This window comes from Tenacibaculum sp. L6 (genome assembly GCF_028823685.1).
In the GTDB taxonomy this organism is placed as follows: domain Bacteria; phylum Bacteroidota; class Bacteroidia; order Flavobacteriales; family Flavobacteriaceae; genus Polaribacter.
On sequence record NZ_JAPEHZ010000091.1, the window covers coordinates 1 to 6,197 of the forward strand.

6 protein-coding genes and 1 pseudogene are annotated in these 6,197 nt (G+C 31.5%); 3 read left to right on the forward strand and 4 right to left on the reverse strand.

Annotated features, from left to right (window positions below; translation table 11 throughout):
• Positions 1-501 (forward strand): annotated as a pseudogene (locus OU788_RS11510) (ABC transporter ATP-binding protein); the annotation flags it as partial.
• Positions 502-550: 49 nt separating this feature from the next.
• On the opposite strand, the gene OU788_RS11515 reads toward OU788_RS11510, so the two are convergent.
• Complete coding sequence (locus tag OU788_RS11515) at positions 551-1,267, reverse strand: 3'-5' exonuclease (protein WP_274635304.1); 717 nt, start codon at positions 1,265-1,267, stop codon at positions 551-553.
• On the reverse strand, positions 1,260-3,017 hold the full coding sequence (locus OU788_RS11520) for a DUF4153 domain-containing protein (RefSeq protein WP_274635305.1): 1,758 nt from the start codon (positions 3,015-3,017) through the stop codon (positions 1,260-1,262). Before OU788_RS11520 ends, OU788_RS11515 begins: the two co-directional genes overlap by 8 nt.
• Before the next feature lie 173 nt (positions 3,018-3,190).
• On the opposite strand from OU788_RS11520, the gene OU788_RS11525 reads away from it, so the two are divergent.
• Positions 3,191-3,889: a response regulator transcription factor gene (locus tag OU788_RS11525; protein WP_274635306.1), complete on the forward strand. Its 699-nt coding sequence runs from the start codon at positions 3,191-3,193 to the stop codon at positions 3,887-3,889.
• A 57-nt stretch (positions 3,890-3,946) separates the two neighbouring features.
• Positions 3,947-4,993: a sensor histidine kinase gene (locus OU788_RS11530; protein WP_274635307.1), complete on the forward strand. Its 1,047-nt coding sequence runs from the start codon at positions 3,947-3,949 to the stop codon at positions 4,991-4,993.
• 38 nt (positions 4,994-5,031) lie between these two features.
• On the opposite strand, the gene OU788_RS11535 is transcribed toward OU788_RS11530, so the two are convergent.
• The gene (locus OU788_RS11535) at positions 5,032-5,604 is read right to left on the reverse strand and encodes a sugar O-acetyltransferase (protein ID WP_274635308.1); all 573 of its coding nucleotides are present in this window, start codon (positions 5,602-5,604) and stop codon (positions 5,032-5,034) included.
• A 17-nt stretch (positions 5,605-5,621) separates the two neighbouring features.
• Positions 5,622-6,197: phosphoribosylamine--glycine ligase (locus OU788_RS11540; RefSeq protein ID WP_274635309.1), on the reverse strand; the 576-nt coding region annotated here is incomplete at its 5' end.

Sequence of the window (6,197 nt, forward strand, 5' to 3'; positions counted from 1 at the left end):
AATTTTTTAATTCTTGATGAGCCTACCAACGATTTAGATGTGGTAACGCTAAATGTATTAGAAAGTTTTTTACTGGATTACCCTGGAAACTTAATGGTAGTATCGCACGACCGTTATTTTATGGATAAAATCGTAGATGGATTGTTTGTTTTTAAAGGAGAAGGAGAAGTAGAAAACTTCCCTGGAAATTACTCGGATTACAGAGCGTATGAAAGCTCATTGCCACCAGAGCCTAAAGAAGAAAAAACAGTTGTAGAAAAGTCTGAAAAAGCACCTCAAAAAGGAAAGCTGAGTTACAATGAAAAACGTGAGTTTGGTCAGTTAGAGGTTGATATTGAAAAGTTGCAAAAAAAGAAGGTTAATCTTGAAGCGCAGTTTACCAATGGAGAAATAGCAATGGACGATATTAATGAAAAGTCGCTTGAGCTGCAACAAATTATTGAGAGCTTAGAAGAAAAAGAAGAACGTTGGTTTGAACTTTCAATGAAGTTGGAAGGGTAGAAGCCCACCCTAACCCTCCCAAAGGGAGGGAGTTTAGATTGTTCTTCTATTAAACGTTGATAATATCAATTTCGTCAACTAAAGGCTTGTTTAAAAATCGCAATAAGAGTTGTGCAACTGCTACGGTATCGCGTTCGCAATATTCAACAATTCGAGATAAGTTTTTCTCTTGATAATAAACATTGGCAACTTCGCTTCCATCAATATCTTGTTTGGGTGATGGAACTCCTAAAATAGCAGTGAGTAATTTTAAGGAAGTGTAGTGTTTATAATCGCCGAACTTCCATAAATCCATGGTGTCTAAATGCGGAACTTCCCATGGTTTTTTACCAAATAAATTGAGTTTGTTAGGTAGTTCAATTTCATTGATAATCATGCGTCGTGCGATGTACGGAAAATCAAATTCTTTTCCATTATGAGCACATAATAAATGGTTTGGATGATTGAAATGCGTATCTAGTAGGTTTTTAAAATCTAGTAAAAGTTTATGCTCATTATCGCCATAAAATGAAGTAACTCGTAGTTGATTTACGCCTTTTCGTTCTACAAAATAACCAACAGAAATACAGATGATTTTTCCAAACTCTGCCCAAATACCTGCTCGGTGGTAAAACTCTTCAGGAGTAAATTCATCTTTTCGCTGATACTGCGTTTTTAAAGCATACAACTCTTGCATTTCAGGAGATAAATCGGTAAACAATTCTACTTCTGGAACGGTTTCAATATCTAAAAACAAAATGTTTTGTAAGTTGAGTTTATTAAGCATCTTTTTCTTTAATTAAAACATAAATAGTAGCGTTAGATAAATATTCTTCTAAGGCATCATCATTAATTTTGGATAAATTAATACTTTGAAAAACAAGTTTTACATTCAACATTTCAAAATGCTGTTCAATAGTCATTAAATCAAGGGGTAAATTATAATTTAGTTCTTGATTTTTAAGATTTTTAATCATTTCAGTACAGTCGATTTCACCTATTAAATCTTCTCCTGTAGAAATTTTTAGAATATTACTTCTTTCAGTTAAAGCAAGTTGGTACTGATTTATAGAGTTTTTATTTTCGTGAAGGTTGATGTATAAACGTTTTAAAAAATCATAGTTTTTAAGATCTAACGTTATATTAAAATCATCTAAATTATAATAATGGGCTCTATAAGGTTTCTCAGGATTATCTGTTACTTTAATATCTAAACTATCCATTAATTTTTCTTGTAGTTGCCAATGACTTTCAGTTTTAAATGTTGTTTTAGGGTTGTAACCTATAGTTGCTGCAACCTTCTCTAGCTCGTCTTTTTCATTTAGGTAACGAATAATAGAGCGTAGTTGATTTTTTTTCTCAAAAGTGGTTAAAAAATCAGTATTTTTAATATCGGTGTACACTTTTTCAAATCGTTGAACTTGACTTTTAGATGATACCGAAAAAGCTCCCCAGAACCCGAAGGAAACTAGCAAGGTTATAATTGCTAGACTTAATGGAAATATTCTAATTTTTCGTTGTTTGCTAAAAATCATGTACAATGTCATGGCTAAAATCCAGAAAGCAAGCACAAGCACGAAATAGCGATTTTCGGTAATTCCGTATTCATTAACACGTCTAAAAATAGCCACAAAAAGTAATCCGATTAAAGGTAATAACAAGTAATAAAACCAAGGGTGAAATCTTTTAATAGCACGTGATTTAATTGTTTTTTGAATAGGATTGATCAGTGTTTGAACAATAAAACCTAAAAATGACAAAGCAATTACTAAATACGAAACCCATCCTTTAGGTAAATTCCAATTAATAACAATTTTTAAACTGTATGCATATAAAATGATGAGGTATAAAATAACCAATGGAATTAAAATATACTTTACTAAAACTTCTAAAGCCTTGGTGTAGTTAATAGCAAGTTGATTGTGAATATCCTTTGGAAAATCAGAAAGGTAAATCCATGTGTTTACAATACCTATACAGATTACAAAGACTTGTAAAAAACGGTCTCCCTTAACATTAATATTGAATAAATGTTTAACAGCAAGCAATGCTACTACGATTCCTAAATAAAGAATTAGTGAAAAGAAAATACTTCTAACAATAGATATAAAAACAGTTTTTAAGTAGTTAAAATACGCCGATTTATTCCATTTTGTAATAAAAGGAGCAATCATCACAAACAAATGACCTGCTATAAAGTAGAGAACAAACCTTGTGAGTGTGTTTTGATGAATTTTGTTTTCATTGGTTTCAAAAGTAAAATAAAACACCACTAAAAAACCTAGGGCAACGATGAACAACCACGAAAGATTTTTCTTAAATTGTTCTTTTAAAAAACGAGTAGCGATTAACCAGCTTACCCCTAAAACAAAAGTTAAAATAATTTTACTATTAGCAGTACGATCAAAAGTGTCTGCTTCAATAGTAAATAAAGTAAAAAATGTACCAATAACTACCCAAGAAAGTGTTACAGGAAAACGTTTAAAAGCTTCTTTTGTCTTAGAAGTTATTTCACCAAGCGATGGTATGAGTTTCATAGAATTTCTTTTTATAAAGATACAAAAACAATGAAAAAACGGAAATTTTTGTGCTTTACGAGGTGTTTTTTTAAGTAAAAGTTTATTAAATATTAAATGAACGTTAAGTTAAGCGCGTGTATCAAGCGTTTATTATTTTATGATTACTTTTGGATATCAATTATAAATGAACTATGAATACTAGCGATATTAAAATTCTACTAGTAGATGATGAACCAGATATTTTAGAAATTGTAGGTTACAATTTAAAATCAGAAGGATATCAGGTTTTTACTGCCAATAATGGGGCAGAAGCTGTAAAAACAGCCAAAAAAGTAACTCCACATTTAATTTTATTAGATATCATGATGCCAGAAATGGATGGTATCGAAGCTTGTGAAAAAATTAGAAATATAAAATCTTTAGAAGATGTTTTAATTTCTTTTTTAACTGCTAGAGGTGAAGATTACTCGCAAGTAGCTGGTTTTGATGCGGGAGCTGATGATTATATTACAAAGCCTGTTAAACCAAAAGTGTTAATAAGCAAGGTAAAATCTTTGCTACGTCGTTTAAAAACAGAAGAAAAAGCTGATACAACCACGAAAATTGGAGATATTATCATCAACCGAGATGAGTATGTTGTTTTTAAAGGAGATGAAAAAATAGCGTTGCCAAGAAAAGAGTTCGAACTATTTTCATTACTAACTTCAAAACCAGGAAAAGTATTTAAAAGAGAAGTAATTTTAGATAGCGTTTGGGGAAATGAAGTTGTAGTTGGTGGTAGAACTATTGATGTACATATACGTAAACTACGCGAAAAAATAGGAGATAACTATTTTAAAACGGTTAAAGGGGTAGGATATAAGTTTGTGCTAGACGAAGTAGACAAATAATTTTTGAACTCAAAAAATAATAAGTAGATTGCTAGCTAGCAATCTATTTTTTTATCTATGGTAAAAATAAAAAAAACATACAGATACGCCCTTTGGTCGGCATTCTATTCTACGTTATTATCGTTGATAATAGCAGTATTATCGTACCTGTTTTTAGTTAATATTTTAGGAATTGGTGCAGTTATCGTTTTTGGTATTGCCATGTTTATTGTGTCGTTTTTTGTCATACAATATCGAGCAGAACACTTTATTTACCAACGAGTAAGAAAGATGTATGAAGATATTTCTATTTTAGATATCAACGATTTAAAAAGAAAGAAAGTAACGACCGACGTTGAAGAGCTTACTAAAAGCGTACAAGAATATGTTGAAGGAAAGAGTGAAGAAATAGCCCATTTAACGCAACGAGATTCTTTTCGTCGTGATTTCTTAGGAAACGTAGCCCACGAGTTAAAAACACCATTATTTACGGTGCAGGGATATATTTTAACGCTATTAGAAGGTGCTGCAGATGATAAAGAAATTCTTGCTAAATATTTAGATAGAGCTAATAAGGGTGTAGAGCGTTTAACCTCTATTGTAAAAGACTTAGATATGATTGCTAAGTTAGAAACAGAGGGAATGAAAATGAATATACAAACATTCAACATTATTGAGTTGATTCAAAATGTGTTTGATTTGTTTGAAATGAAGGCTAAAAAGAGAAACATCACATTGCGTTTCGATCGCGTGTACGATTTTCCTCACTTAGTAAAAGGAGATGTTGAACGAATTGAGCAAGTACTAATAAATTTGGTAGTAAATTCTATTAAATACGGTAGAGTAGGTGGTATTACTACAGTGAGTGTTGAACCATACAATCAGAATAAACTTATTATTAAAATAAACGATAATGGGGAAGGAATTAAGCAAGAACATCTTTCTCGTTTGTTTGAGCGATTTTATCGTGTAGATCAAAGTAGATCGCGTGAACAAGGAGGTTCTGGATTAGGACTTTCTATCGTAAAACATATTATTGAAGCGCATAACGAAACCATTCTTTTAAAGAGTAAATATGGAGAAGGATCTGAGTTTTCGTTTACGTTAGAAAAAGCAATGAAATAAAAAGGAGTTGATTATCAACTCCTTTTTTTATGCTCAATTTATTCTATTTTTTTAATAATCTTACACGGGTTTCCAAACGCTAATACATTATCGGGAATATCTTTTGTAACAATACTACCAGCACCAATAGTTACATTATTTCCTATAGTAACACCAGGTAAAATAACAGAGTTACCGCCTATCCAAATATTATCACCAATAAATACAGGTTTAGCAGCTGTTAAGTATTGAGTATTGGGTGCTTTAACGATTCTTTCAGAAGCTTTTAAAGGGTGAATTGCCGTATATATTTGGACATAAGGAGCAATTAATCCGTTTTTACCAATCGTAATCTTATTATTATCTAAAAAAATACAGTTTGTATTTACAAATGTATTTTCACCGATTGAAATATTTTCGCCATAATCACAAAAAAAAGGAGCTTCAATCCAAACACCATTCCCTTTAAACTGAAGAAGATCATTTAAAATTGATGCTTTTTCTTGTGTTAATTCTGAATCAAGATTATTATAAAGCTTCAATAATTTACGCGCTCTATGGTATATTTTTATTAATTCAACATCTCTTGAATCATAAAAATCACCCTTAAGCATTTTCTCCTTTTCAGTCACATTACCTATTTTGGTTGTTATTTTAAATCGAATCCAATATCTCTTCGATAATTCATTTTATCAAAGGCTATTTTATCGATGCTTTTGTATGATTTTTCTAAGGCTTCTTCAATAGAATCTCCGAAAGAGGTAATCGCCATCACACGTCCTCCATTTGTAACTACTTTTCCTTCTTTTAATGAGGTTCCAGCATGAAAAACAATCGAATCTTCTACAGTATCAAAACCAGTAATTTCTTTTCCGTTTTCGTAAGCTTCAGGATATCCACCAGAAACTAACATTACAGTAGTTGCAGTTTGTGGAGTAACTTCGTAAGATTTTTCTCCTAAAGTTTGCGTAGCTACCCCTTCAAACAACTCTAATAAGTCTGATTGAATACGAGGTAATACCACTTCTGTTTCAGGATCTCCCATACGAACATTGTATTCAACTACTGATGGATTTCCGTTATCATTCATCAGTCCGATGAAAATAAATCCTCTATAATCAATTCCGTCTTTTTGTAAACCGTCAATTGTTGGTTTAACGACCAATTCTTCTACTTTCGTTAAAAAATCATCCGTAGCGAAAGGAACAGGAGAAATAGCGCCCAT